Origin of the sequence: Cryobacterium sp. MP_M3 (genome assembly GCF_015752155.1) — a bacterium.
Taxonomy (GTDB): domain Bacteria; phylum Actinomycetota; class Actinomycetes; order Actinomycetales; family Microbacteriaceae; genus Cryobacterium.
The window spans coordinates 167146-193284 of sequence record NZ_JADOVI010000001.1; the positions used below are offsets into that span (position 1 = coordinate 167146).

Annotated in this window: 26 protein-coding genes and 2 tRNA genes; 14 read left to right on the forward strand and 14 right to left on the reverse strand. The window is 70.3% G+C overall.

Features of this window, described 5'->3' with window-relative positions:
• Positions 1-11 precede the first annotated feature (11 nt).
• The 7 genes from IWX89_RS00725 to IWX89_RS00755 all read left to right on the forward strand — a co-directional run bounded on the left by IWX89_RS00725 (position 12) and on the right by IWX89_RS00755 (position 8631).
• Positions 12-1244, forward strand: a complete 1233-nt coding sequence (locus IWX89_RS00725) for a maltose ABC transporter substrate-binding protein (RefSeq protein WP_196901678.1) — start codon at positions 12-14, stop codon at positions 1242-1244.
• Positions 1245-1446: 202 nt separating this feature from the next.
• Positions 1447-3069, forward strand: a complete 1623-nt coding sequence (locus IWX89_RS00730; protein ID WP_196901679.1) for an ABC transporter permease subunit — start codon at positions 1447-1449, stop codon at positions 3067-3069.
• A 1-nt stretch (position 3070) separates the two neighbouring features.
• A complete protein-coding gene (locus IWX89_RS00735; RefSeq protein ID WP_196901680.1) occupies positions 3071-3979 on the forward strand; it encodes a sugar ABC transporter permease in 909 nt (302 codons plus the stop codon).
• Between the two features lie 7 nt (positions 3980-3986).
• Positions 3987-5858, forward strand: a complete 1872-nt coding sequence (locus IWX89_RS00740; protein WP_196901681.1) for a glycoside hydrolase family 13 protein — start codon at positions 3987-3989, stop codon at positions 5856-5858.
• A gap of 86 nt (positions 5859-5944) precedes the next feature.
• Positions 5945-6016 (forward strand) — tRNA-Thr (locus IWX89_RS00745).
• A gap of 33 nt (positions 6017-6049) precedes the next feature.
• Positions 6050-6126 (forward strand) — tRNA-Met (locus IWX89_RS00750).
• Between the two features lie 165 nt (positions 6127-6291).
• Entirely contained in the window at positions 6292-8631 is a 2340-nt protein-coding gene (locus tag IWX89_RS00755; RefSeq protein ID WP_196901682.1) for a bifunctional diguanylate cyclase/phosphodiesterase, read from the forward strand.
• A gap of 13 nt (positions 8632-8644) precedes the next feature.
• Here the strand turns inward: IWX89_RS00755 and IWX89_RS00760 are convergent, their stop codons facing one another.
• Complete coding sequence (locus IWX89_RS00760; protein WP_196901683.1) at positions 8645-9574, reverse strand: ornithine cyclodeaminase family protein; 930 nt, start codon at positions 9572-9574, stop codon at positions 8645-8647.
• Between the two features lie 61 nt (positions 9575-9635).
• Positions 9636-10211: a TetR family transcriptional regulator gene (locus IWX89_RS00765; RefSeq protein WP_196901684.1), complete on the reverse strand. Its 576-nt coding sequence runs from the start codon at positions 10209-10211 to the stop codon at positions 9636-9638.
• Between the two features lie 95 nt (positions 10212-10306).
• On the opposite strand from IWX89_RS00765, the gene IWX89_RS00770 reads away from it, so the two are divergent.
• Positions 10307-11134: an oxidoreductase gene (locus IWX89_RS00770; RefSeq protein WP_196901685.1), complete on the forward strand. Its 828-nt coding sequence runs from the start codon at positions 10307-10309 to the stop codon at positions 11132-11134.
• Positions 11135-11258: 124 nt separating this feature from the next.
• Positions 11259-11420 (forward strand): hypothetical protein, encoded by a 162-nt coding sequence (locus IWX89_RS00775; RefSeq protein WP_196901686.1) that lies wholly within the window; start codon positions 11259-11261, stop codon positions 11418-11420.
• Positions 11421-11501: 81 nt separating this feature from the next.
• Here IWX89_RS00775 and IWX89_RS00780 read toward each other — a convergent pair whose 3' ends face one another.
• From IWX89_RS00780 to IWX89_RS00795, 4 genes are all read right to left on the reverse strand, one after another.
• Positions 11502-11834 (reverse strand): putative quinol monooxygenase, encoded by a 333-nt coding sequence (locus tag IWX89_RS00780; protein ID WP_196901687.1) that lies wholly within the window; start codon positions 11832-11834, stop codon positions 11502-11504.
• Positions 11831-12631, reverse strand: a complete 801-nt coding sequence (locus IWX89_RS00785) for an ATP-binding cassette domain-containing protein (RefSeq protein ID WP_196901689.1) — start codon at positions 12629-12631, stop codon at positions 11831-11833. Before IWX89_RS00785 ends, IWX89_RS00780 begins: the two co-directional genes overlap by 4 nt.
• Positions 12628-13674 (reverse strand): ABC transporter permease, encoded by a 1047-nt coding sequence (locus tag IWX89_RS00790; RefSeq protein ID WP_307836306.1) that lies wholly within the window; start codon positions 13672-13674, stop codon positions 12628-12630. The genes IWX89_RS00785 and IWX89_RS00790 overlap by 4 nt, the downstream gene beginning before the upstream one ends.
• A 108-nt stretch (positions 13675-13782) precedes the next feature.
• Positions 13783-14877 (reverse strand): substrate-binding domain-containing protein, encoded by a 1095-nt coding sequence (locus IWX89_RS00795; RefSeq protein ID WP_196902091.1) that lies wholly within the window; start codon positions 14875-14877, stop codon positions 13783-13785.
• Positions 14878-15082: 205 nt separating this feature from the next.
• Here IWX89_RS00795 and IWX89_RS00800 point away from each other — a divergent pair, with 205 nt between their 5' ends.
• Positions 15083-16081: a LacI family DNA-binding transcriptional regulator gene (locus IWX89_RS00800; protein WP_196902092.1), complete on the forward strand. Its 999-nt coding sequence runs from the start codon at positions 15083-15085 to the stop codon at positions 16079-16081.
• Complete coding sequence (locus IWX89_RS00805; RefSeq protein ID WP_196901691.1) at positions 16074-16970, forward strand: carbohydrate kinase family protein; 897 nt, start codon at positions 16074-16076, stop codon at positions 16968-16970. Before IWX89_RS00800 ends, IWX89_RS00805 begins: the two co-directional genes overlap by 8 nt.
• A gap of 28 nt (positions 16971-16998) precedes the next feature.
• On the opposite strand, the gene arsM is transcribed toward IWX89_RS00805, so the two are convergent.
• The 4 genes from arsM to IWX89_RS00825 form a co-directional block, all read right to left on the reverse strand.
• Complete coding sequence (arsM, locus tag IWX89_RS00810; protein ID WP_196901692.1) at positions 16999-17814, reverse strand: arsenite methyltransferase; 816 nt, start codon at positions 17812-17814, stop codon at positions 16999-17001.
• 122 nt (positions 17815-17936) lie between these two features.
• Complete coding sequence (locus IWX89_RS00815; RefSeq protein ID WP_196901693.1) at positions 17937-18686, reverse strand: SGNH/GDSL hydrolase family protein; 750 nt, start codon at positions 18684-18686, stop codon at positions 17937-17939.
• Positions 18687-18740: 54 nt separating this feature from the next.
• Positions 18741-19352 (reverse strand): HEAT repeat domain-containing protein, encoded by a 612-nt coding sequence (locus tag IWX89_RS00820; protein WP_196901694.1) that lies wholly within the window; start codon positions 19350-19352, stop codon positions 18741-18743.
• Positions 19353-19424: 72 nt separating this feature from the next.
• Positions 19425-19889: a GNAT family N-acetyltransferase gene (locus IWX89_RS00825; RefSeq protein WP_196901695.1), complete on the reverse strand. Its 465-nt coding sequence runs from the start codon at positions 19887-19889 to the stop codon at positions 19425-19427.
• Between the two features lie 69 nt (positions 19890-19958).
• Here IWX89_RS00825 and IWX89_RS00830 point away from each other — a divergent pair, with 69 nt between their 5' ends.
• Genes IWX89_RS00830 through IWX89_RS00840 form a run of 3 tightly spaced genes read left to right on the forward strand, consistent with a single transcriptional unit; the run spans position 19959 to position 22070 of the window.
• Positions 19959-20405, forward strand: coding sequence for a MaoC family dehydratase N-terminal domain-containing protein (locus IWX89_RS00830; protein ID WP_196901696.1), 447 nt, complete (start codon positions 19959-19961; stop codon positions 20403-20405).
• Complete coding sequence (locus IWX89_RS00835) at positions 20402-20860, forward strand: MaoC family dehydratase (RefSeq protein WP_196901697.1); 459 nt, start codon at positions 20402-20404, stop codon at positions 20858-20860. The genes IWX89_RS00830 and IWX89_RS00835 overlap by 4 nt, the downstream gene beginning before the upstream one ends.
• Positions 20853-22070 carry a UDP-N-acetylmuramate dehydrogenase gene (locus IWX89_RS00840; protein ID WP_196901698.1) on the forward strand — a complete coding sequence of 406 codons (1218 nt, stop codon included), beginning with the start codon at positions 20853-20855 and terminating at the stop codon, positions 22068-22070. The genes IWX89_RS00835 and IWX89_RS00840 overlap by 8 nt, the downstream gene beginning before the upstream one ends.
• Before the next feature lie 178 nt (positions 22071-22248).
• On the opposite strand, the gene IWX89_RS00845 is transcribed toward IWX89_RS00840, so the two are convergent.
• The 4 genes from IWX89_RS00845 to IWX89_RS00860 form a co-directional block, all read right to left on the reverse strand.
• Positions 22249-22872, reverse strand: coding sequence for a response regulator transcription factor (locus IWX89_RS00845; RefSeq protein ID WP_196901700.1), 624 nt, complete (start codon positions 22870-22872; stop codon positions 22249-22251).
• Positions 22873-22927: 55 nt separating this feature from the next.
• Positions 22928-24169 carry a sensor histidine kinase gene (locus IWX89_RS00850; RefSeq protein ID WP_196901702.1) on the reverse strand — a complete coding sequence of 414 codons (1242 nt, stop codon included), beginning with the start codon at positions 24167-24169 and terminating at the stop codon, positions 22928-22930.
• Between the two features lie 69 nt (positions 24170-24238).
• A complete protein-coding gene (locus IWX89_RS00855) occupies positions 24239-25117 on the reverse strand; it encodes an ABC transporter permease (RefSeq protein ID WP_196901703.1) in 879 nt (292 codons plus the stop codon).
• Positions 25114-26052 (reverse strand): ABC transporter ATP-binding protein, encoded by a 939-nt coding sequence (locus IWX89_RS00860; protein WP_196901705.1) that lies wholly within the window; start codon positions 26050-26052, stop codon positions 25114-25116. Before IWX89_RS00860 ends, IWX89_RS00855 begins: the two co-directional genes overlap by 4 nt.
• Positions 26053-26139: the final 87 nt, after the last annotated feature.

The following is a 26139-nucleotide window of genomic DNA, read 5'->3' on the forward strand; positions in this document are numbered from 1 at the left end:
GGCACACACCAATGATGGTGAATAAGAAAGGCCTGCTGGCTGCCGGCGCAGTCGCGGTCGCCGCTTCCCTCGCCCTGGCCGGATGCTCCGGCGCGTCGTCCTCCAAGAGCGGCAGCTCCGATGCGGCCTCCAGCACGCTCACGGTCTGGGTCGACGCCGACCGCGCGGCCGTTCTGAAGGACGCGGCAGCGGCCTTCACCAAGGAGTCCGGCGTCACGGTCAAGCTCGTCCAGAAGGACTTCGGGAAGATCCAGGAGCAGTTCATCGCCCAGGTTCCCACCGGTAAGGGCCCCGACGTGACCATCGCCGCCCACGACTGGCTCGGCAACTTCGTCGGCAACGGCGTCGTGCAGCCGGTCGAGCTCGGTGACACGGCCAAGGACTTCCAGAAGGTCGCCGTCACCGCCATGAGCGTCGAGGGCAAGACCTACGGCGTGCCGTACTCGATCGAGAACATCGCCCTCCTGCGCAACACGGCCCTCGCGCCCACCGCGCCCGCCACCTACGACGACATGATCGCGGCCGGCACAGCAGCCGGAACCGAGTTCCCGTTCCTCGTGCAGGTCGGTCCCGAGTCCGACCCGTACCACCTGTACCCGTTCCAGACCTCGTTCGGCGCCCCCGTCTTCGGCACCAACGCCGACGGCAGCTACAACGCCGGCGACCTGTCCATCGGCAACGCCGGTGGTGAGGCCTACGCGGCCTGGCTCGCCAAGGAAGGCGCCGCCGGACACCTCAGCGTGAACGTCACCGGCGACATCGCCAAGGAGAAGTTCAACGCCGGTGCCTCGCCGTTCCTGATCACCGGCCCGTGGAACGTGCCGGACGCCCAGAAGGCCGGCATCAACGTGGCCGTCGACCCGATCCCGTCGGCCGGTGGCGAAACCGCGCAGCCGTTCGTCGGCGTGCAGGGCTTCGTCGTCTCCGCCAAGTCGAAGAACGCCATCGCGGCCAACGAGTTCCTCGTGAACTACATCGGCAGCGAAAAGGTCCAGACCGAGCTGTACAAGGTCGGCGGCCGTGCACCGGCCCTGACCTCGGCGTTCGAGGCAGCCAGTGCCGACCCGATCACCGCCGGCTTCGGCGCGGTCGCGGCCAAGGCCGTCCCGATGCCCAGCATCCCGCAGATGGGTAAGGTCTGGCAGTTCTGGGGCGTCACCGAGGCCGCGATCATCAGCGGCCAGGGTGACCCCACGGCGCTGTGGCAGAAGATGACGGCCGACATCCAGACCGCCATCAAGTAGGCGCACCACCCCGTTACCCGGCTGCCCCCGGCCTCCGTTCGAGGCCGGGGGCAGCCGGGCGACAACCGGCCCCGCCGCGTCACGCGGCCCGGACCACCTGTTCCCCCTGTCCGGCACGACACCGGCAGGCGCACAGAACCACAGGCGCACAGAACCACAAGCGCACAGAACCACAATGCAGAGCGGCAGAGAGCGGACGAAGATGACCCACCCAGGCACCGAGCGCGACGAGGCGCAGGTCAGAGAGTCGAAGCGCTCGAGGCAGGCCGCCCGCATCGCCGAAGCGGCATCCGCCGGGGTGAAGACGCTCCTGGTCAAGATCTTCCTGCTCGCCATCGTCGACGCGATCAGCGTGTACGCCCTCTTCGTGCTCCTCCTCCGAGCCGACTGGGTCGTCTTCGGCGCCGTGCTCCTGGTCACCCTCATCGTCAACTGGATCTACTTCAGCAAGCAGAAGCTGCCGGCCAAGTACCTCACGCCCGGGCTGATCTTCCTGCTCATCTTCCAGATCTTCGTGGTCGGCTACTCCGGTTACATCGCGTTCACCAACTACGGCACCGGCCACAACAGCACCAAGCAGGACGCGATCAGCGCCCTGATCGTCTCCTCCCAGCAGCGCGTGCCCGACTCGGCCACCTACAAGCTCACCGTGGTCGAGCAGCTCGGCAACTACAGCTTCCTGGTGACCGAGCCCGACGGCACCGTCAGCCTGGGTGGAACGGATGCCCCGCTCCGCACGGTCACCGACGCCACCCTCGACGACACCGGCAAGGCCGTGGCGCTCCCCGGTTACACCAGCCTCAAGTTCAACGACATCGTCGCCAACCAGGAGAAGATCGCGGCGCTGTCGGTGCCGCTCTCGGACGACCCGAACGACGGGACGCTCCGCACCCCGGACGGGTCCAAGGCCTACCTCTACCTCTCCGACCTCGTCTACGACGAGGCCGCGGGCACGATGACCGACACCAAAACCAACACGGTCTACACCGACAACGGCAAGACCGGCTCGTTCGTCGCCGCCGACGGCACCGAACTGCTGCCCGGCTGGAAGGTCGAGGTCGGCCTCGCCAACTTCGCCAAGGCGTTCGGCTCCGAGTCGATCCGCGGCCCGCTGATCAGCGTGACCCTGTGGACGTTCGCGTTCGCGTTCCTCTCCGTGCTGACCACCTTCGGCCTGGGCCTGTTCCTCGCGATCGTGTTCAACGACATGCGGATGCGCGGCCGGAACGTCTACCGGGTGGTCCTGATCCTGCCCTACGCGTTCCCCGCCTTCCTCTCCGCGCTCGTCTGGGCCGGGATGCTGAACCCGCAGTTCGGCTTCGTCAACCAGGTGCTGTTCGGCGGCGCCGACATCCCGTGGCTGACGAACGAATGGCTGGCCAAGTTCAGCATCATCTTCGTCAACCTCTGGCTCGGCTTCCCGTACATGTTCCTGGTCTGCACCGGGGCGCTCCAGTCGATCCCGGATGAGATCCAGGAGGCCGCCACGGTCGACGGCGCCAGGCCGTTCCAGGTGTTCCGGCTGATCAAGCTGCCCCTGCTGCTGGTCTCCGTCGCCCCGCTGCTGATCTCCTCGTTCGCGTTCAACTTCAACAACTTCAACCTGATCTACATGCTGACCAACGGCGGCCCCCGCGACGTCACGGCCGGGGTCAACGTCGGTTCCACCGACATCCTGATCTCCATGGTGTACAAGGTCGCGTTCGTCGGCGCGAACCGCGACTACGGCCTCGCCAGCGCGTTCTCGATCATCATCTTCCTGCTGGTGGCCCTCGTCTCGGTGATCAGCTTCAAACAGACCAAGGCGCTAGAGGAGTTGAACTGACATGCGGATTGCAGCCCCCGAAACCAGCGACCTGTACATCCCGACGAAACGACCGTTCAACTTCGGCCGGTGGTTCTCCCGCACCGGCTGGCGCCACCTGGTCGGCGCGATCATGGTCGTCTTCTCCGCGTTCCCGCTGCTCTACGTGCTCTCCGCGTCGCTGCACCCGGGCGGCACCCTGATCACGGCGAACGGTCTCTTCAGCGAGGTCGACCTGGGCAGCTACCAAACCCTGTTCAACCTGCCCCAGCAGCCCTACGCGGCCTGGTACGGCAACACGCTCCTGATCGGCGGCATCACCTCGGTCTGCACCGTGTTCCTCGGCGCGCTGGCGGCCTACTCGTTCTCCCGGATGCGCTTCATCGGCCGCCGCCCCGGCCTGCTGATGCTCGTGCTGGTGCAGATGTTCCCGCAGCTGCTCGCCGTGGTGGCCATCTTCCTGCTGCTCAACGGCATCTCCGACATCTTCCCGGCGATCGGGCTCGACTCGCAGGTCGGCCTGATCATGGTCTACCTCGGCGGCGCCCTCGGTGTGAACACCTACCTGATGTACGGCTTCTTCAACACGGTCCCGGCCTCGATCGACGAGGCCGCCAAGATCGACGGGGCCGGCCATGCCCGGATCTTCTTCACGATCATCCTGCGCCTGGTCGCGCCGATCCTCGCCGTGGTCGGGCTGCTCTCCTTCGTGGGCACCACCAACGAGTTCGTGATCGCCAGCATCGTGCTGATCACCCCCGAGAAGCAGACCCTCGCGGTGGGGCTCTACCAGTTCGTGTCGCAGGAATTCTCGAGCAACTACTCGGTCTTCGCGGCCGGCGCCGTGCTCGCCGCGCTGCCGGTGATGGCCCTCTTCCTCTGGCTGCAGAAGTACATCGTCGGCGGCCTCACCGCCGGCTCCGTGAAGTAGCGGTCCCGTGCCCGATCCGCGGTCAGGTTCCGTCCTGACGCCGCACCACGACGGCTCGCCGCTCTTCGTCTCCTCCCCGAACCCCGAATTGGGCGAGAGCGTCACGGTGCGGGTGCGCATCCCCGAGTCGTTCGGGACCGTGGCGAGCGTCTATGCCCGGTCCAACCCCGACAAGGAGCCCCGATTCGACGCGGCCAGGCTCCTCGGCGCCGAGGACGGCTGGCAGTGGTGGGAGGCCGCCATCGTGGTGGAGAACCCGGTGCACGGCTACCGGTTCCTGATCGACCTGGCCGACGGGAGCCACTGGTGGCTGAACGCCACCGGCCTGTCCGGCATCGAAACCCTCGACACCGAGGACTTCAAGCTGCTCGCCTACCCGGCGGCACCCGGCTGGGCCGCCTCCAGCGTGATCTACCAGATCTTCCCCGACCGGTTCGGGCGCTCCTCGGCCGCCGACGCCCGGGAAACCCCTGGCTGGGGCATCCCCGCGGACTGGGACGACCCGGTCGACCAGGTCGCCCCGGGTCGCTCGCACCAGTTCTACGGCGGCGACCTCGACGGCATCATCCTGCATCTCGACCACCTGCGGCGCCTCGGCGTGACCCTGATCTACCTCACGCCGGTCTTCCCGGCCGGGTCGAACCACCGCTACGACGCCTCCAGCTTCGGCGAGGTCGACGAGGCCCTCGGCGGCGACGCCGCACTCGTGCGCCTGGTCGAGGCCGCCCACGACCAGGGCTTCAAGGTGATCGGCGACCTCACCTCCAACCACTCCGGCGACCGGCACGAGTGGTTCCGGGCCGCGCATCTCAACCCGGATGCCGCGGAGAGCTCCTTCTATTACTGGCTCGACAACGAGCACGCCACCTACACCTCGTGGTTCGGGGTGCCGACCCTGCCCAAATTCAACTGGGCATCCGCCGAGCTCCGCACCCGCTTCATCGGGGGCCCCGGGTCCGTCGTCGCGAAGTGGCTGCAGGCGCCGTACCACCTGGACGGCTGGCGGATCGACGTGGCCAACATGACCGGACGGCTTGCGGGCGAGGACCTGAACGCCGAGGTGCGACAGACCATCCGTCGCACCATGATCGAGGCCAACCCCGACACGCTCCTGCTGGGGGAGTCGACCAACGATGCGTCCGCCGACTTCCAGGGCGACGGTTGGCACGGCGCGATGACGTACACGAACTTCACCCGGCCGCTCTGGAGCTGGCTGTCGCGGCCGGGCAGCCCGTCGTCGTCGTTCTTCGGCCTGCCCTACGCCACGATCCCGCAGTACGACGGGCACCAGTTCGTCGCCACCCACCAGCGGTTCGTCGCCGGCTTCCCCTGGCGCACCCGCCTGTCCACCATGAACGCCCTCGACACCCACGACACCCCGCGGTTCCGCACCCACGCGATCGACGGCGGGGTGCCGGTGGCCTTCGGGATGTCGGTGACGCTGCCCGGTATCCCGATGATCTTCGCCGGCGACGAATTCGGCCTGGTCGGCGTCGACGGTGAGCACTCCCGCACCCCGATCCCGTGGTCCAGCGTCGACGAGCCGCAGGTCGCGGACACCATCGAGCTCTACTCGGCGCTGATCCACCTGCGCACGGGGCACCCCGCGCTGAGCGAGGGCGGGATGCGCTGGCTGCACGTCGGCGACGACGTGCTCGTCTACCTGCGCGAGACAGCCGCGGAATCGGTGCTGCTGGTGGCCGCCCGTGCGGCCGGCGAGGCCGTGATCCCGGGCTGGGCGGTGGCGGGAACGGAGGCCGCCACGCGGCTCTTCGGCGACGCCGGGCTGGGCGTGGATGCCGGCGGCATCCGCTTCACGGTTGCCGGCCCGTCGTTCACGGCGTGGGCGCTTCAGGGGGTTCGGTTGCCCATCGGCTGAGCGCGGTCAACGGGCAGGCGAAGTTGGTGATAATCTTTACCGGTTGCCGAAAAACAAAGGCTCAGCTTCTGCCCGTTGGAAGCTTTGCCCCCTTAGCTCATTGGTAGAGCACTTCCTTGGTAAGGAAGAGGTAGTGGGTCCGATTCCCACAGGGGGCTCAGGCTTGGAAGCTCTTGCAGCCGACAGGTCGTGGCGGGGTAGCTCAGTTGGTTAGAGCACACGGCTCATAATCGTGGTGTCGCGGGTTCAATTCCCGCTCCCGCTACCAGAACATACGACGAAGGCCCGGTATCCACAGGATGCCGGGCCTTTCTCCTTGCCGGGTGCGCCCCTGGGGACCCTCGGGCTGACACCCGTTCTGGGTGCGCAGGGACGCGGGTGCGGGGCCGCCCGTCGGCTAGCGTGAGGTCAACGGAACTCGCGGGGGGCGAAGATGTTGAGCATTTCTGCACGACGCCGGGAATCCTGGCGTCCCACGGGCGCCAGGCGCTGGCTGGTCTGGGCCATGTGGCTGGTCCTCGCCTGCTACGGCGTGGTGCTGCTCATCCCGGGCGAGGGATTCAACCCGTTGCTGGACGGCTTGCTGTCCGTGCTGGCGGTGTGGCTACCCGCCCTCGCCTGTTGGGCGGCCGTGGCTCGGTCCCGGTTCATGCGCGCCCCGCTCGCCCTGTGCGCCACCGCCGTGACGTCGTATGCCCTCGGCGACAGCTACTACGTCCTGGCCACTCCGATCGGGGGGAGCCTGCCGTTCCCCTCACCGGCTGACGCCGGCTACCTGCTCTTTTGCCCCTTCATCCTGGCCGGCCTGATGGCCGTCGTGCACCGCCAGAGCCGGGGGTTCCCCTGGTCGGCGCTGCTGGACAGCACGGTGGGTTCCCTCGGCGCCGCGGGAGTACTGGCCGTGGTCCTGAGCCCGATCCTGGACTCCGCGGTCAGTGGGCCGGTGTCGCCGGCCGCCGTCGTGGGAGTCGCCTATCCGATGGCCGACCTGGTCCTGGTCGCCGCAGTCGTCGGCATCGCCGCTTCCCCGGGGCTGGCGCCGGGTCGCTGGATCGTCCTGGCCGGCGGCCTGTTCATCTTCGCGGCCACCGACGCCGCCTACGCCCTGCTCGAGCACGGCGCCGACTACGAGGGCGGAACCCCGCTGGACGCCGGCTGGGCCCTGGGGCTTGCCTTCATCGCGGTCTGGGCCAATGATCTGCCCCGCGGGGGCGATCCGGCGAATCCCGCCGTCGCAGGGGCCGGCGCGCTGGCCGTGCCGACCGTGGCGACGGCGGCCGCCCTCGGCATCCTGCTGCTGGCGAGCCAGGGGAATGTTCCGGGCCTGGCGGTCGTCCTGGCCGGGCTGACGATCCTCCTGGCCGGGGTGCGCACCCAGCTGGCCTTCCGGCGAGTGGTCAAGGTCGCGGACCTCCGGCTCCTGGCCAGGACCGACGACCTGACCGGGCTGCCCAACCGCCGCGCCCTGCATTCGGACGTGCCGTTGCGGCTGGCCGCGCGGCGGGGCGGGCGGAGCGCGTTGCTGCTCCTGGACCTCGACCGCTTCAAAGAGGTCAACGACAGCCTCGGGCATGACATCGGGGATCTCCTGCTGGTTCAGATCGGAACCCGCCTGTCGGATCAGCTGCGCTCCGGGGATCTACTGGCACGGTTGGGCGGAGACGAGTTCGCCGTGCTCCTCGACGACGCCGGGCCCGACGCGGCCGTGCTCGCCGCCGCCCGGTTGCGCGCGGCGATGGCGGCACCGTTCACCCTCGCGGGCATCTCCCTCCAGGCCAGCGCCAGCGTTGGAATCGCCCTGTTCCCCGACCACGGCGATGACCTGACCACCCTGCTGCGCAAGGCCGACATGGCGATGTACAAGGCCAAGGCCGCGCGGAGCGGCCACCACGTCTACGTCGACTCCGACGACAACCGAGGCCAGGAGCGGTTGCGCACCCTCCAGGAACTGCGGGTGGCGCTCGCCGAGGAGCAACTCGAGCTGCACTACCAGCCCAAGATCGAGCTTGCCACGGGCCAGGTGCGGGGAGTCGAGGCCCTGGTGCGCTGGAACCACCCCCGGCTCGGCCTGCTCTATCCGGGCGCGTTCCTGGCGCTCGCCGAGGAGACCGGGCTCATGCGCGAACTGACGGCTATCGTGCTCCGCCTGGCCCTGGACCAGGCGGCAATCTGGCAGCGGCAGGGCACTCCGTTGTCGGTCGCGGTCAATTTCTCGGCCAGCTCCCTGGTCGACGCGGGCCTGCCCGAACGCATCGGCGCCATGCTCGAGGCGCGGGGGCTGGCCTCGTCAGCGCTGACGGTGGAGATCACCGAGGAGTTCCTGATGGACGACCGGGACCGCGCCCGCGACATCCTGGGCCGGCTGCGGGAGAGCGGCGTGCGGGTCTCCGTCGACGACTTCGGAACCGGGTACAGTTCGCTGGCCTACCTGCGCGAACTCCCCATCGACGAGCTCAAGCTCGATCGGGCCTTCGTCTTCCCGATGTCCGACGATCCGCGCGCCGCGGCACTGGTGTCCTCCACCATCGACCTCGCTCACAGCCTGGGGCTGATCATGGTCGCCGAGGGCGTTGAGGATGCCGCGGCCTGCGACGACCTGACCCGCTACGGGTGCGACCAGGCCCAGGGCTACTTCCTGTGCCGCCCCGTGCCTGCCGCCGAGCTGGACGGCTGGCTGGCCGAGCACCGTCTGGCTGCGGAGGGCCCGGCCGCGGTCGTCGACCCGGGCGGCATGCCCTCCACGGCCGGAACGGCGCCGGGGCTCAGGGGCTGACGGGGCGGCCGGGTCACCGGGCCTGGAACACCGCCGTGGCCACGACCAGGTCCTCCCAGGACATGCCGGAGCTCGTGAACACGCGCGGGCGGCCCATGTCGACGGGGACCCGCCCGGTCACGATGGAGCGCAACGGCACGAGCGAGCCGGCTGCGATAACGCCCTCCTCGATCGGGATGATCACGTCGCCGCCCTCCCGCTGGGCGACCGCCGCGTCCTCGACCACGACCTGCGCGCGGGCGATGAGGGCAGAGGGCAGCTCGCGGGCGTCGGGTTCGTGCGATCCGACGGCGACGGTGCACGAGTCATCCGGCACCAGGGCGCCGTCGAAGAGCGGGATGCGCGCGGTCGTCGCGCAGACGATCAGCTGGGCGTCGCCGACGTCGGCGGCCGTACCGACGCCCGCGGCCTGACCGGATTGCCGCACCCGGGTGGCGAGGTCCTCGGCGCGGCCCTGGTGTCGGGCGACGATCGTGACCCGGTCGATCTCGCGGATGCCGCGCATCGCCTCGATATGACCCCAGGCCTGCGGGCCGGAACCGAACACGACCATCCGGTCGATTGCGGCGGGGGCGAGGTGGTTCGCGGCCGCAGCGGAGACGGCGGGGGTGCGCAGGGTGGTGAGGGCGGCGCCGTCGAGGATCGCCACCGGGCCGAGCGTCGCCGCGTCCAGCAGCAGGTAGACGCCCTGGATCCGCTCACGGCCGAGGGCCGGGTTGCCCGGGGCGACCGTGGCGACCTTCACGCCGGCGAACTGCGCCGCCTGGGCCGGCATCAGCAGCAGCTGGCCATGGTCGAGGGCGAGGATGCCGCGGTCGAAGTCCCGCGCCGGGTCGAGCCCGCGCGCGAGCGCCTCGTCGATCGCGCGCGCCGCGGCTCGGAATCCGACCCGGCGGAAGATCTCGGCCCCCGTGATCCAGGGGGGTCCGGTGGTTTCGGTCATGATGACTCCCGTCGTGGTGGGTGGGGGCTCGCCTCCGTCGTCGGGAGCGGCCGGTCGCGGCTCAGTGCGCGGGGCCGGGGCCGGTGAGCCGGGAGACGATGGCGGTGACGGCCGTGCGCATCTCGGCGAGCCGGGCCGGGCTCGGTGATTCGTCATGGGGCTGCATGAGCGGCCAGAGCGAGGTGACCAGTGTGATCGCGGCGAGCAGGTCGGCGGGGGAGAGCAGCGCAGAGACGCTGCCGTCGCCCTGGGCGCGGGCGAGAGCCTCGGCCTTGGCGGTCTCGGCGGCGACGATGCCGGCCACCCGCATCCCCTGGCCGTCGCGTTCGAGCCTGTCCCAGAGCGCCAGTCGCACGACCTCGGGGTGGGTGCAGTACCGGTCGAAGAGCCGGCCCGCGTAGCCGGCGAGGTCGGTCGTGTCGATGGGGATGGCCGTGACCATCTCGGCGACGAGCGAGTCGAAGACTGTCTCGAACAATCGGTCCTTGTTGCCGAAATAGGTGTAGAGCAGGCTCTTGTTGCAGCCCGCGCTCGCCGCGATGCGGTCGACCCGCGCGCCGGCGATGCCCCGCTCGGCGAATTCGGCGGTCGCCGCCTCGAGGATGCGCCGCCGGGTGTCCTGGGAATCTCGTGCCATGCACCGAGCTTACTAACCGGTTGGTTGAGTTTTCTCCCGGGCTGTGGTTTGATACGGGAAGTCGTAAGTAACTAACCGGTTAGGAAGTATAAATCATGGTCACCCAAGTCGCACTCGTCACGGGCGCATCATCCGGCATCGGCGAGGCCACGGCGCTCGAACTCCTCGGCCGCGGCTTCACCGTCTACGGCGCGGCCCGCCGCGTCGACCGGATGAGCGGGATCGCGGCGAAGGGCGTGCGCCCCCTCGCGATGGACGTGACGGATGACGCCTCCATGCAGTCAGGGATCGCCACCATTCTCGGTGAGGCCGGCCGCCTCGACGTGCTCGTCAACAACGCCGGCTACGGCTCGTTCGGCGCCCTCGAAGACGTTCCACTCAGCGAGGCCAGGAAACAGTTCGACGTCAACATCTTCGGCCTGGCCCGGCTCACCCAGCTCGCCCTGCCGCAGCTGCGCAGGCAGAAGAGCGGCACCATCGTGAACATCTCGTCGATCGGCGGCAAGTTCTACGAGCCGCTCGGGGCCTGGTACCACGCCACCAAGTTCGCCGTCGAGGGCCTCAGCGACTCGCTCCGGGTCGAACTCAAGCCGCACGGCATCAACGTGGTCATCATCGAACCGGGCGCGATCCGCACCGAGTGGAACACCATCGCCCGGGAGAACGTGATGAAGACCTCGGGCGACTCGGCCTACCGCCGGCAGGCGGAGGCCCTCGTGCGGGTGCTCACCCGCGCGGACGCGGAGGGCGTCGGCGCCGCGCCGCAGGTGATCGCCGCCGCCATCGGCAAGGCCGTCACCGCCCGCCGGCCGAGGGCCAGGTATGTCGCGCCCGCGAGCGCCCGCGCGATCCTGTTCCTGCGCTGGGTGCTGAGCGACCGGATGATGGATGCGGTCATCCTCCGGATCTACGGCCGCGGCTGAGCCTTCGCTGAGACCGCGGCTGGGAAATCCCTGAGCCGGTTGCTGCCCGAACCGACCAGATCGGATTATGCTGCCAGCTACCGGGGAGTTCCCCCGGCAGCAGAGCAAAGTGAGGTCGGCAATCATGAACCTGTTATTGGTCATCATCGCAATCGTGGCGGTCGTGCTTCTCCTCACCGGCGGTTTCGTGCAATCCCTGAACTTCCTGCTTTGGGTCGGGATCGTGCTCCTCGTCATCGCCGTGATCATGTTCCTGGTCCGGTCGATCTCGGGCCGCCGGACCTGACGAACACCCCACTGGACAACGGAAGGGCCGCCCATCGGGCGGCCCTTGTGCTTTGGGACGGCGTAGTACCGGTACCGGGAGCTACCGGCTGCCGTCCAAAGGCGTCAGCCAGGTCAGCCGGGACCCGTCGCCGACGATCAGCTCCCCGAGGGCGGCGTTGAATACCGCGCCGTACTCGGCGGTGATGTGCGCCTCGAACGCCGCGGCGTCCCGGTAGACCTCATAGACGAAGAACTCCGCGGGGCTCTCCGTGAGGCGGTGCGGGTCGAAGACGAGGTTGCCGGGTTCGTTTCGCACGTCGCGGGTCAGCCCGAGCAGGAGGTCCGCGACCTCCTGCTCGCGGCCGGGCCTGGCCGTGAACTCGGCGTACAGCGCGACCGGCCCGGCGGGCAACGCGGCCGGGACACCGCTCATGCCTTGCGTGCCCCCGTCATGATGGCCACGGCATCCGTCATGCTGTGCGACCGCGGCGTGATGGTGGCCGCGCACTTGCCGAGGCGCTGGATATGGATGCGGTCGGCCACCTCGAACACGTGCGGCATGTTGTGGCTGATCAGGATGACCGGGATGCCCCGTTCGCGCAGGTTCTTCACCAGTTGGAGCACCTGGTTGGACTCGCGCACCCCGAGGGCGGCCGTCGGCTCGTCGAGCACGACCACCTTGGAGCCGAAGGCGGCGGCCCTGGCCACCGCGACCGCCTGGCGCTGGCCGCCGGAGAGGTTCTCCACCGCCACCGTCACGTCCTGGAGGGTCGTGATGCCGAGGGCGGTGAGTTCCGCCCTGGCCCGGTTGCGCATGCCCTTGGTGTCGACCATCCGGAAGACGGAGCCGAGGATGCCCTTGCGACGCACCTCGCGCCCGAGGAACAGGTTGGATGCCACGTCCAGCGCGGGGGACACCGCCAGGGTCTGGTAGACCGTTTCGATGCCGGCGGCGTGGGCGTCCTGCGGGCGCTTGAACTGCACGGGCTTGCCGTCGAGAAGGATCTCGCCTTCGTCGGCGATCTCGGCCCCGGTGAGGCACTTGACCAGCGTGGACTTGCCGGCCCCGTTGTCGCCGATGATGGCGAGCACCTCGCCGGGGTAGAGGTCGAGGCTCACCCCGTCGAGGCCGACGACACGGCCGTAGGTCTTGACGAGTTTCCTGGCCTGCAGGATGGGTGTGCGGGTCGGGGCCGCGGGCGACGCGGCGTCACGGTCGAGGAGGGTCATTTGCGTACCTTTCGGATCCATTGGTCGACGGAGACCGCGACGATGATGAGCACGCCGACGGCGAAGGTCTGCCAGAGCACGTCGAGGCCGGCGAGGGACAGGCCGTTGCGGAAGACGCCGACGATCAGGGCGCCGAGGAGGGTGCCCCACACGGTGCCGCGGCCGCCGAAGAGGCTCGTGCCGCCGATCACGACGGCGGTGATGGAGTCGAGGTTGAGGTCGACTCCCGCGTTCGGGGATGCCGCGTTGCTGCGGCCGATCTGGATCCAGGCGCCGACCGCGAGGATCGCGCCCGCGGCCAGGTAGACGCTCATCAGCACCCGGTTGACGCTGATGCCGGCGAGCCGGGCGGCCTCCTTGTCGTCACCGACGGCGTAGACGTGCCGGCCCCAGGCCGTCTTCTGCAGGATGAAGGCGAGCACGAGGTAGAGCACGAGCATCATCAGCACGCCGGTGGTGAAGTTGACGCCGCCGATGTTGAAGGTGGTGCCGGTCCAGGTGAGGAGGTCGGGCATCTCGCCGCCGCGGATGGTGGCGCCGCTCGAGTAGAGCAGGGTCAGGGCGATGAAGATGTTCAGGGTGCCCAGGGTCACGATGAACGGGGGGAGCCGGAGCCGGGTGACCAGGAAGCCGTTCACGGCACCGGCTCCGAGGGCGACGAGCAGCCCGGCGAGGAGCCCGAACACGGCCGGCAGCCCGGCCTGCACACTGGATTGGGCCACCACCATCGAGCTGAGCACCATCACCGCGCCGACGGAGAGGTCGATGCCGGCGGTGAGGATGATCAGGGTCTGGGCGATGGCGAGGGTTCCCACGACGGCGACCTGCTGGGTGATCAGGGAGAGGTTCGCGGGATTGAGGAATCTGTCGTTCAGCAGTCCGAAGACGATGACCGCGATCACGAGCACGATGGCCGGGCTGAGCGCCGGGTAGCGGTGCATGGTGGAGCGGAGCCGGCTGAGCGGCGTCGTGCGGTCGAGGAATTCCTCGGCCAGGTCGTGGGCCCCCGTCGTTGCGGGCGCCTCCTGAGCATTCTGGGTCACGTGGGAACTCCGTTGTCCTGGTGAATGGTGTGAGTTCAAGGGGTGAGACCGTGGGATGCCGGAGTCGATTCTCGGCATCCCACGGGGTCGTTGGGTCGTTCTCCGGTGTTAGCCCCAGCAGATGTCGGATGCTGCGCTGGTGTCGATCGAGTCGACTCCCGTCTGCGGGTCGTCGGTCACGAGGGCGACGCCGGTGTTGTAGAAGTCGAGGCCGGGCGAGACCTCAGGCTTGGTGTTGGACTTGACCAGGTCGGAGATCGCCTGCACGCCCAGCTCGGCCATCTTCACCGGGTACTGCTGCGCGGTGGCGCCGATCACGCCGTCCTTGACCTGGCCGACGCCGGCGCATCCGCCGTCGATCGAGACGATGATGGTGTCGGTCTTGCCCGCGGCCTTGAATGCCTGGTAGGCGCCGTAGGCAGCCGGCTCGTTGATCGTGTAGACCACGTTGATGTCCGGGTTCTTGCTCAGCAGGGTCTCGGCGGCGGTGCGGCCGCCGTCTTCCGCGCCGTCGGTCGGCTCGTTGCCGACGAGGGCGTAGTCGCCGCCGCTGTAGGTGCCGGTCTTGGCCTCATCGCCGTTCTTGGTCTTGTCGGCGGCGTCGATGCCCATGCCGTCGAGGAAGCCCTGGTCGCGGTTGACGTCGACCGAGACGATCTTGTCGCTGAACAGGTCGAGCATCGCGATGGTGGCCTTCTTGCCGCCGAGCTTGGCGGCGGTCCACCTGCCGATGTCCTGGCCGGCGAGGTAGTTGTCGGTCGCGAAGGTGATGTCAACGGCCTTGGGGTCGGACGGGGGCGTGTCCAGGGCGATCACGTAGAGGCCGGCGTCGCGGGCCTTGACGAGGGCGTCTTCGACGCCGGGGCCGGCCGGAGTGATCAGGATGCCCTTGTCGCCCTTGGAGATGGCGTTCTCGACGGCCTGGATCTGGCTGTCCTCGTCGCCGTCCTTCTTGCCGGCTGCGAGAGTGAGGTCGATCCCGAGCTTCTCGGCCGAGGCCTTCGCGCCGTTCTGCATGGCCACGAAGAACGGGTTGGTCGTGGTCTTCACGATCAGCGAGACGCCGATCTTGTCCGACGCGCTCGTCGACCCGCCGGAGGAGGTGTTCGAAGAACACCCGGCGAAGCCCACCGTGGCGAGGGCGGCGATCGATCCGGCGGCGATGAGCCGTTTGAACGTGAGTGATGGTGTGCTGTGATTCATCATCGAATCTCCTCTTGGTTTGGGGGGAGGGGAACTCCCTGACAACGATGTCATAGGTATTTTTAGACCAAGATTGTTGTACAGTCAAGTGCAATCTTTCCTTGGAGATCAAACCGTGACATCGATGTCAGAAGCTGACGCACTCCCCGCCGTTCCGGCGGCGACAGTCGGCGGCGTGCCCGGCGGGCAACGCACCCGCCCGACCATGCGCCATGTCGCAGTCCTCGCGGGGGTCGGCGTGAAGACGGTGTCCCGGGTGATCAACGGCGAGCCGAACGTCTCAGCGGCCACCATCGCCAAGGTCCGTGCCGCGGCGGAGAGCCTCAGCTTCCACCCTGACCTGCACGCCGGCAACCTCCGGCGGGCCGACGGCCGCACCCGCACCCTGGGGCTCCTCGTCGGCAGTGTCGGCAACCCCTTCTCCGGGGCGGTGCACCGCGCCGTGGAGGATGCCGCCCGTGAGCGCGGCATCGCGGTCTTCGCCTCCAGCCTCGACGACGATCCCGACCGGGAGGAAGCGGCCGTCACGGCGTTCCTGCGCCGCCGGGTCGACGGGCTCATCCTCACCACCGTGTCGAAGAGCCAGGCCTACCTGCTGCCCGAGCAGCGCCGGGGCACCCCGCTGGTCTTCGTCGACCGCGAACCGGCCGGGATCGAAGCGGATGTCGTGGCGAGCGACAACGCAGCCGGCGCGGCAGCGGGCACCCGCCACCTGCTCGCGCACGGGCACCGCCGGATCGCGTTCCTCGGCGACCGCACCGACATCCAGACCGCCGCCGAACGCCGCCGCGGCTTCCTCGAGGAACTGGGGCGTGCGGGCGTGCCGACCGGGGGAGTGCCGATCATCGCCGGCCTGCACGACGAAGAGGCGGCCGAGCGCGCGATCACCGCGCTCCTGACCGGCGCCCGGCCGCCGACGGCGATCTTCAGCAGCCAGAACCTCGTCACCATCGGCGCCATCCGGGCCCTTCGCGCCCTGGGACTGCATCGCACGGTCGCGCTGGTCGGCTTCGACGATGTGCCGCTCGCCGACCTGCTCGACCCGGGGATCACCGTCGTCGCCCAGGACCCCCAGGGAATCGGCCGGCTGGCCGCAGAACGTGTTTTCGCACGGCTCGATGGTGACCGCGCCATCGGGAAGACCTACATTGTTCCAACCGAGCTGATTGCTCGCGGATCAGGGGAGATAAGACCGAATGACTGAATCCAACCGCGTCGTCGTCGTCGGCGACGCCCTCATCGACGAACTCCGCGACGCCGAGTCCCTGCGCGAATTCCCGGGTGGCGCGGCCCTGAACGTGGCCGTCGGCCTCGCCGTGCTCGGCATTCCGACGACGCTCATCGCCATGGTCGGCGACGACTCGGACGGGGCGGTGCTGCGGGACTTCCTCGCCGCCCACGACGTCACACTGATCGCGACACTCGGCCCGCACGGCAGCTCCCGCGCCACCTCCGACCGCACCGACGGCGAGCCGCGCTACGCGTTCAACGAGGCCGCGAAGAAGCGCCGGATCGAGTTCGGGCCCGCGGAACACGCAGCCCTCGACGCCGCCCGCCTCGTCGTCGTCAGCTGCTTCCCGTTCGACGACACGGCCCAGACGGATGCCTTCCTCGACGCCGTCGCCGACCCGGAGCACCGCCTCGTGATCGACCCGAACCCGCGCGCCGGCATGCTCGCCGACCGCGAGGCGTTCGTGCGCAACTTCGAGCGCGCCGCCGCCCGCAGCCTGCTGACCAAGGTCGGCGACGAAGACGCCGAGCTGCTCTACGGCAGCACCCTGGCCGAGTTGCGGGCCCGGCTCGTGGCCGCCGGAACCCACCACGTGCTGGCGACCGCCGGCCGCGACGGGGCGACGATCGAGACCGACGACGGCCTGCTCGTGAGCGAGCCGATCACCCCGCTGCCCGGCGCGGTCGTCGACACGATGGGCGGCGGCGACGCGACCCTCGCCTCCAGCGTGCAGACGTTCCTGACCAGGGGCGTGCCGACGGATGCCGCGGGCTGGCAGCGCCTGCTGGCCGACGCCATGCGCATCGCGGCCGCCACCTGCCGCGAGGAGGGCGCCCTGCTGCGGGTGCCGCCCGTCGACTGACGGGATCAGGCAGCCGGGACCGCCGGGGTCAGCCGGCGGCGAGCGGCTTGACGGCCCGCACGATTGCGCCGTGCATGCCCGGGGCGACTTCGTGGGTGAGGCTGACGCTCACCTGCTCGAAGCCGGCCAGGCCGAGTTCGTTCGTGTATTCCTCCACCGAGAGTGCGCCGGCGATGCAGCCGACGTGCGAGCCGCGGGCGGCGCGGTCCGCCGGGCTGAGCTGGTTCTCGGCCACGACGTCGGACACGCCGACCCGGCCGCCCGGGACGAGTACCCGGAACATTTCCCGCAGCACCGCCGGCTTGTCGGTGGACAGGTTGATCACGCAATTGGAGATCACGACGTCGATGCTCTCCCCGGGCAGCGGAAGGTTCTCGATGGTGCCCTTCCGGAACTCGACGTTCTCGGCGTGGGCGGCCGCGGCGTTGGCCCGGGCCAGGTCGAGCATCTCGTCGGTCATGTCGACGCCGTAGGCGAAGCCGGTCGGGCCCACCCGGCGAGCGGAGAGCAGCACGTCGATTCCGCCGCCGGAGCCGAGGTCGAGCACGCTCTCCCCGGTGCGGAGGTCGGCGACCGCCGTGGGGTTGCCGCAGCCGAGGCTGGCGAGCACCGCCGCCTCGGGGAGACCACCGGTCGAGTCGGGGTCGTAGAGGGCGGCGCCGAAGACGAGGCTCTCGTCGACGAACGCCGGCCCGCAGCAGTCGGCTGCGGCATCCGCCGCGTCGCCGGGTCCGCAGCAGGCGGTGGATGCGGCCGGGCCCCTGTCCCGCAGGGTCACGGCGAGGGCCGCGCCGGCATAGCGGGCGCGAACTGCCTCGCGTACGGTGTCGGTGTCCTCGGTCATGATGGTTCTCCCTCGGGTATTGACCGTCGTCGATGCAATCCTTCACTAAATATTGATGAACGTCAATATACCGGTGAGATCGCCGGTGCGATGGCGTCGCCCGGATCGGGCGGCACACCGGCTCAGGCGTCGACGAGTTCGAGGGTGGGACGTTTCGGCGGCCGTCCGTCGCCGGAGGAGCGGCCGGTGAGCCGGCGCCCGATCCACGGCAGCACGTACTCGCGGTAGTACGCGGCGGTGCCCTGCACCCGGTCGGCGGCGGACGCCTCGACCTCGGCCCAGTCAACGGGCACCGGCACGCCGAGCGCGTCGAGCACGTTGGAGGCGACCCGGGTGTGCCCGAGGGCGTTCAGGTGCAGCTTGTCGATCGACCAGAACCGCGCCTCGGCGAGGTGCGCGTCGGCCCAGTTGTCGACCAGGGTGACCCCCGGGCGCACGAAGGCGTCCCGGGCGGCCTCGGCGAGCCGGTCGCCGCGGCGCTGCATCACCGCGCCCATCGGCAGGTGGCGGGACGGGTTGCCGCCGCTGAGCACGAGCACGTGGGCGCCGCTGTCGAGACCGCGCTCGACGACCTGGCCCATCAGGTCGATGACGTAGCCGATCTCGACCCGGGGCCGCATCAGGTCGTTGCCGCCGCCGCAGATCGAGAGCAGGTCGGGAGCCTGGCCGATGGCCGGTTCGAGCTGCTCGGCGACGATCGGCCCGAGCAGGCGCCCCCGCACGGCGAGGTTCGCGTAGGAGACCGGGGTGTCGGAGGCCGCGGCGAGGCCGAGCGCGACCAGGTCGGCCCAGCCGCGCAGCCTGCCGCCCGGCAGCTCGTCGCCGACGCCCTCGGTGAAACTGTCGCCGATGGCGACGTAACGCTGGAACATCAGGATCCCCTCACCCTGCGAAAGCCGTGTGGCGATATCCGCCGAGAGGCGATGCTACTCGCTCTCGTCGTGCGTGTGCCGGGTGCCGTGGGTCTGCTCCACGCCCTGGCTCGGGTCCTTCGGCAGGTTCCAGCGGCCGGTGAGCACGTCCCTGGCCTGCTGGGCGGCGCGGCGCACCTCTTTGTCGGGGTCGCGCAGGCGCTGCACGATCGTGGCGAGGTGGTCGGCGGTCCCCTGCGCGGCGAGGGCGTGCAGGGCGGCGGCGCGCACCCGGGGCACCTCGTCGGTGGTGAGGCGCACGAGCTTGGGGGCAACCTCGAGGCCCCGCAGCATGATCACCCGCGCGCACATCTCGCGCACCCGCCAGGCCTGGTTGTTCAGGCCGACCACGACGTAGGGCGCTGCGGCCTCGCTCCAGACGTAGAGCAGGGCGCGGGCGCCCCACAGCTCGGGCCAGTACAGGGCGGGGGCGCCGTCGAGGATGCCCAGCGCGTGGCGGCCGCCGGCGTAGAGCAGGAAGTCCTTGCCGGCGTTCTTGGCGCGGAGGAGAGCGATGGAGTTGTCGATCACCGCTTGTTCGCCATAGTGCTCCACGGCGGCGTGGATGCGCTCGGCCGTCGGGAGGTCGATGGGAAGGTCGGGGTGGGGATCTAATTTGTTATGCATGGCACTGCCAAAACTAGCAAGCGCGCGCGGTGCAGGCCAATGCCGGATGCCGGCGGCCGGGCAGGCTGCGGCTCAGCGGGCGGCGTCGTCGGCCGGGAACGACCGCTCGAACCCGGTTGCCCGGTCGTAGATGCCGTAGTTGCCGATCTCCCGATAGCCGAGGCGGCGGTAGAGGGCCAGCGCCTCGGGTTGGGCGTACCCGGTCTCCAGCCGCACGTGCCGGTAGCCGAGTTCGCGGGCCAGCTCCTCGAGGGCGGCGAGCACGGTCGACGCGTGGCCGGCCCGGCGATAGGTCGGGTTGGTCCACATCCGCTTGACCTCGCAGGTGGCATCGTCGAGACGACGGATGCCGCCGCCCGCCACGGTGTTGTCGCCGTCGAGCAGCACGATGAAGCCGCCCTGCGGCGGGTCGAAGGCATCCGCCTCCACGTCGTGCACCGAATCGCCGTCGCCGTAGCGTTCCTCGTACTCGCGGCGGAGGTCGGCGAGGAGAGGGGCGACTTCGGGGTCGGCCAGGCGTACGCGGGCGAGTTTCACACCTCTCAGTCTGCCCGATTCAGGCTGCCCGATCGGCCCGCTTCCCGGCGCGACCGGTAAACTCCTCCTGTGTCTGTCAACCCCGAACTGCAGGGCCGGGTCTTCCCGCCGGTCGCCCCCTATCTCGTCGGCCGGGAGAAGGTGCGCGAGTTCTCCCGCGCCGTCTTCGCGACCAACCCGATCAACCACGACCCGGAGGCCGCGCGCAGAGCGGGCTACGCCGACGTCGTCGCCCCGCCCACCTTCGCGGTGGTCGTGCAGGAAGCGACCCTGGCGCAGCTCTTGGCCGAACCGGATGCGGGCATCGACTTCAGCCGCGTCGTCCACGGCGACCAGCGGTTCAGCTTCAGTCGCCCGATCGTCGCCGGTGATGAGTTGACGGCGACCCTGACCGTGGCGAGCGTGAAGAGCCTCGGCGGCCACTCGATGGTCACGGCCGAGTCCCGCGTCGTCGACGCGGCCGGCGCCCACGTCGTGACCGCGACCTCCACCCTTGTCGTCAGGGGAGACGAATGAGCATCGAAAGCACCACGCCCCGCCTCGACGACCTGGTCGTCGGCGCCGTCGTCGCCGAAGCCGGCTTCCCGCTGACCCGCGACTCCCTCGTGCGCTACGCCGGGGCATCCGGGGACTTCAACCCCATCCACTACCGCGACGACGTGGCGGTCTCGGTGGGGCTGCCCGGCGTGCTCGCGCACGGCATGCTCACGATGGGCCTCGCCGTGCAGCCGGTCGTCGACTGGGCCGGCGACCCGGGCCGCATCGTCGACTACCAGGTGCGCTTCACCCGACCGGTGCTCGTCGACCCGGCCGCCGGCGCCGTCGTGACGGTCGTCGCCAAGGTCGGCGCGATCGACGCGGACGCCGGCATCGCCCGGATCGACCTCACCGTCTCGTTCAACGAGGTGACCGTGCTCGGCAAGGCGCAGGTGCGCGTCCGCCTGGCCGACTCACCGCTCAGCGATGCCTGATTCGGTGCCCGATTCCGGCGCGCTCGCCGGGAGGGCGCCCCGGTTCGCCGACCTGACCACCATGCGGGTCGGCGGGTTGCCGGCCAGGCTGCTCTCCCCTGCCACCGAGCAGGAGCTCGTCGAGGCTACCCTCACCGTGTGGGGTTCCGGCGACGAGTGGATGCTGCTCGGCGGCGGCTCGAACACGGTCGTCTCCGACGACGGCTTCGACGGCACCGTGATCCGCGTGCTCACCCGTGGCGTGACGGTGCTCGATGCCACGGCGGGCGATTCCGAGGCCGGCGGCGCCGAGGCGGCCGATGCCGCGGCGCCCGACCGGGTGCGGTTGCGTGTGCAGGCCGGCGAACCGTGGGACGATCTCGTCGCCCACACCGTCGAGCGGGGCTGGTCCGGCCTCGAGGCGCTCTCCGGCATCCCCGGTTCGACCGGGGCCGCGCCCGTGCAGAACATCGGCGCCTACGGCCAGGAGCTCTCCGACAGCCTGGTCGCGATCGACTTCCTCGACTACGAGACCGGCGTCCGCCGCCGGATCGTGGCCGCCGAGCTCGAGCTCGGCTACCGCACCTCCGTGCTCAAGCAGGGGCTGCGCGGCCTCGTGCTCGCGGTCGAACTGGAGTTGCACGACACGCAGGCCGAGGCATCCGTGCTCGGCGGCGCGCTCAGCCGGCCGGTCGCCTACCCGCAGCTGGCGGGGGCGCTCGGGGTGCAGGTCGGCGACCGGGTGCCGCTCGGGGCGCTGCGGGCCTCCGTGCTCGCCCTGCGCGGGGCCAAGGGTATGGTGCTCGACCCCGGCGACCCCGACACGCACAGCGCCGGGTCGTTCTTCACCAACCCGATCGTGTCGCTGGCCTTCTCCCGCACGATGCCGGATGCGGCGCCGCGCTGGCCGCTCGGGGACGCGGAGCTGCCCGACCGGGTGATCCCGCTGGACGAGTACTACGGGGTCGGGCCGGTCGCGGATCCCAACCCCGTGCGGCTCGTCAAGCTCAGCGCGGCCTGGCTGATCGAGAACTCCGGGATCTCGCGCGGCTTCCGGCTGCCGGGGTCGCGCGCGGCCATCTCCAGCAAGCACACCCTCGCGCTCACCAACAGCGGCGGGGCCACGGCGGACGAGATCGGCCAGCTCGCCCGTTTCGTGCAGGGCCGGGTGCAGTCGGAGTTCGGCGTGATCCTGCAGCCGGAGCCCATGCTCGTGGGCCTCGGCCTCTAGCAGCCGCGCTCCTCCGGGGTGTGCCCGACGCCCGCGGTTCCGGGCGCTCGCTCGCGGCGCAGGTTCGGCGAGCCGGCGCACGCTACAGCCTGCGCCGGCTTCCGCAGGGTGCGCCGCGAGCGGCCCCGGCTGGCGCTGCGGGTGCGGCGGCGTCCCGAAACGGCCCGCGGATGCCCCGCTACAGCAGCCCGAGCTCCATCGCCCGGGTCACGGCCCGGGTGCGGTCGCTCACCGCCAGCTTCTCGAACGCGTGCAGCAGGTGCGTCTTCACGGTGGCCTCACTGATGAACAGGGAACGGCCGATCTGCGGGTTGCTCTGGCCGGCCGAGACCAGCCGGAGCACGTCGAGTTCGCGGGCCGACAGGCGCGGCGACGGCGCGGCATCCGCCCGCACCCGGTGCACCAGCCTGGCGGCGATGGTCGGCGCGAGCACGGTCTGACCGCCGGCCACCGCGCGCACGCCCTCGATGATCTCAGCCTGGGGCGCGGCCTTGAGCAGGTAGCCGCTCGCGCCGGCGGCGATGGCGCCGAGGATCTGGTCGTCGCTCTCGTAGGTGGTCAGGATCAGCACCCGCACGGTGTCGTTCGCGGCGAGGATGCGCTGGGTGGCTTCGACGCCGTCCAGGCGCGGCATCCGCAGGTCCATCAGCACGAGGTCGGGGCGGAGCGCGGCGGCCAGGGCGACCGCCTCCTCGCCGTCTGCGGCCTCGCCGACGACGACGATGTCGTCGGCCGTGCCGAGCAGCAGGGCGATCCCGCCGCGCACGATCGGGTGGTCGTCGGCCACGAGCACCCGGATCACGGGGTGCTCCGGGTCGGACGGGCGTCGGCGACGAGGCGGGCGCCCAACAGGCGGATCACGGGGTGCTCCGGGTCGGACGGGCGTCGGCCGGCACGGGCACGCTCACCCTGAGCACGGTGCCGCGGGGGTCGCCGTCGGTGATCGAGAGGCTGCCGCCGACGAGTCCGACCCGGTCGCGCATGCCGGAGAGCCCGAACCCGTTCTCCCGCTCGGGCGCGTAGCCGCCGAGTCCCCGGCCGTCATCGCTCACCGTCAATGTCACGTCATCGCCGTTCCGCTCGATGCATACGGATGCCGCGCCGGCCCGGGAATGCTTGCGCACGTTCGCGAGACCCTCCTGCGCGCAGCGCAGCAGCACGACCTCGAGCTCGCGGTCGAGGCCGGCCACGGTCACCGTCGCGTCGACCTGGATGCCGGTCTCCCGGGCGAAACGCTCGGCGAGGCGGCCCAGGGTGTCGGCGAGCGGCGAATCGTTCGCCCGCACCGGAGACATCGCGGCGACGAGGGTGCGCGCCTCGGTCAGCGCCTGCCGGGCGGTGTCCTCGATCAGGTCGACGCTCGCTCCCGCCGCGCCGGAGTCGGCGCCCAGCTCGGCGCGGGTGCGCTGGGCGAGCATTACGAGGCTGGTCAGGCTCTGCGCGATGGTGTCGTGGATCTCCCTGGCCAGGCGCTCGCGCTCGCTGGCGCCGCCGGCGTCCCGGTGCAGGACCGCCAGCTCGTCCTGGGCCGCCGTGAGCTCCGCGAGCAGCCGGCGCTGGGTGTTGCCGTCCTGGGAGATCCGGGTGATCCAGGCGCCGAGGGCCACCGCGAAGACGAAGGAGATCGTCTCGACGGCGCCCGCCTGCAGCAGGTCGCCCGGGCTGCCGCCGAGGCTCACCGTCAGGCCGGCCGCGACCATGACCGCGAGCAGGCCGCTCAGCGCGACGGAGGCGAGGAAGCCCTCGGTCAGCACCCAGAGCACTGGGAAGCCGATCGCCTGCAGGGTCGCCAGGTTCGGGTTGAATGCGGCGGCCACGCCGGAGCCGACGATGATCGCGATCCGGAACGCTGTCTGGGCGCCGGTGCCGGCCGGCACGCCGCCACGCGCCGCCACGCCGCCGTGCGCCGGCGTGGCGCGGGCGGCGGCCTGGCGGAGCCCGCGGCGGCCGAACGCGAGGTAGCAGAGGCCGATCGCGGCCAGGGTGATCAGGGAACCGGCCCGTCCCGGGTCGACGAAGTCGGGGTCGAGGGCCGATATCACCGCCATCACCAGGAGCGACCCGGCGATGGCCGTGTCCCACCAGCGCAGGGTTGTCATGAGATCAGCTTCCCACGCGGCAACGGGCGCGGCCGGGCGGCATCCGGTCGGATGCCGCCCGGCCCGTGTTCAGGAGTCCTTCCGGATCCATCGGAACGTCACCCGGCTGAGCACGAGCCCGACCACGAGCCAGATGCCGAGGTTGAGCGCCACCAACGGGAAGTCCCACGAGCCGGACTGCTCCAGGCCGGCGAAGCTCTCGGGCAGGAACACCCCGCGCATGCCCTGCGCCATCCATTTGAGCGGGAACAGGCCGGCCACGTTCTGCATCCATTCCGGCAGCACGTAGAACTGCAGGTAGACGCCCGAGATGAACTGGAGGATCAGCACGATCGGGATCACCACGGCGGTGGCGCTCTTGCCGGAGCGGGGGAGGGCCGAGAGCGCAATGCCGAGGAACGCGCAGGTGATCACACCGAACAGGAAGACCCAGGCGAAGGTCAGCCACTTCCCCGGTTCGGTGGGCAGGTCGATGCCGAGCACGAACCGGGCGACCAGGATCAGAAGCGCCGCCTGGATCGCCCCGGTCACCAGCACCTCGCCGATCTTGCCCATGAAGTAGCTCAACGGGGAGAGCGGGGTGCCGCCGAGCCGTTTGAGGGTGCCGTCGCCCTTCTCCCCGGCGATGTCCACGGCGAGGTTCTGCACGCCCGACAAGAGCATCCCCGCGGCCAGCATCCCTGGCAGGTAGTACGCGCCGACGCTGATGCCGCCGGTGCCGTCGGGGTTCGTGCCGATGTTCCCCGCCGACCCGAACGCCGCCGTGAAGATGCCGAGCATGATGAACGGGAACAGGAAGGTGAAGAAGACGCTGTCGGGGCTGCGGAAGTAGACCCGCGTCTCGTAGACCACCCGGGCTGCGCCGAGGCGGAGGATGCCGCCCAGCCCGCCGAGGGACGGGTCGCCGGTGGCGGCGTGGTGGCCGGTGGTGCTGTCGACGGCGCTCATGCGAGCACCTCCTCGTCGCTGGTGGCGCCGTCCGGGCCGGCGGTGGCGCCGTTCCCGTCGCCGGTGGCGTCTGCGCCTCCGCTGGTGCGGTGGCCGCGGACGAGGCCCAGGTAGACGTCCTCCAGGCTCGGCCGGATGACTTCGAGGTCGGCCGGTTCCCCGCCGTCGGCGGCGAGCCCGGCCACGATGCGGGCCGGCTCCTCGCTGCGCACCTCGTGCAGTACCCCCCCGGCGTCCCGCCAGCGCACCAGCGGCACCCGTGCCTCCGCCCCGCCGATCTCGGCGATGGTGCCGATGTCGATGAGCCGGCCGTCGTTGATCACGCCGGCGCGGTCGCCGAGCTGCGCCGCCTCGTCGAGGTAGTGGGTGGTGAGGAGGATGGTCGTGCCCTCCGCCTTGAGCCGGCGCACCAGATCCCAGAACTGGTGCCTTGCCTCGGGGTCGAAGCCCGTGGTCGGCTCGTCGAGGAACAGGAGCTCCGGCCGTCCGATGATGCCGAGCGCGACATCCACCCGGCGCCGCTGCCCGCCGGACAGCCGGCTGATCCGGGTCTTCGCCTTCGAGGCGAGGCCGACCGCGTCGATCACCTCGGCGACCGGCCGCGGGTTCGGGTAGAGGCCGGCGAAGTGGCTGAGCTGCTCGGTCACGGTGACGTTGCCGCTTTCTCCGGTGGACTGGAGCACGATCCCGAGGCGGGCCTTCCAGGCGCGGCCGGCCCGCTGCGGGTCGGCGCCGAGCACGCTCACCTCGCCGGAGCTGCGGTCGCGGTAGCCCTCGAGGATCTCGATCGCGGTGCTCTTGCCTGCCCCGTTCGGGCCGAGCAGCGCGAACGTTTCGCCCGCCCGGATGTCGAAGCTGATGCCGCCGAGGGCCTCGAAGCTCCCGTAGGACTTGTGCAGGTCGCGCACGCGCACGACCGGGGATGAGGATTCCATACCAGTAGAGTCCCACTCCCGAGCGCCGCGCGGAAGCGTCACCTGGCCGACCTGCCCATCCACCGGTCGACGGATGCCCCCGCCAGG